The organism is Roseovarius halophilus (ex Wu et al. 2025) (genome assembly GCF_047086965.1).
Genome location: NZ_JBKOTX010000593.1, coordinates 1 through 349, shown reverse-complemented (window position 1 = coordinate 349; position 349 = coordinate 1). Strand labels below are relative to the sequence as shown.

Below are 349 nucleotides of genomic sequence, written 5' to 3'. Positions count from 1 at the left end.
CGGCCATCGCGGCTCGGGTCGATGGCCCCCCGCTTCTCGGTGTCGCCGGTGAAGATGGCGAAGGCCAGTTCGGTGCCATCCGGCGCGGTGATGTATCCCGCCAGCGCGCTGACGAAATACAGCGTGCCGGTCTTGGCGGCCACCGTCAGCGGGTGCCCGCGGTCGATCCGGCCCGCGCCGTCGCGCATCGGGATCTCCTTGAGCAGCGGCTTGAGCCGACCATGCGCCGCCACCAGCGCCGCGGTCGTCGCCGCCGGCGTCAGCCGCGCCTCCTCGCCCAGCCCCGAATGATCGACCTGGAACAGGACGACACTCCCGGCCAGCTGGCCCGCGTCGCCGACAGCCAGGA

At 72.5% G+C, this 349-nt stretch carries 1 protein-coding gene; it reads right to left on the bottom strand.

Going from position 1 to position 349, the window contains the following annotated elements; all coding sequences use genetic code 11:
- The coding region (locus ACH107_RS33635; protein WP_412509904.1) for a D-alanyl-D-alanine carboxypeptidase at positions 1-349 on the bottom strand (349 nt) is incomplete at both ends.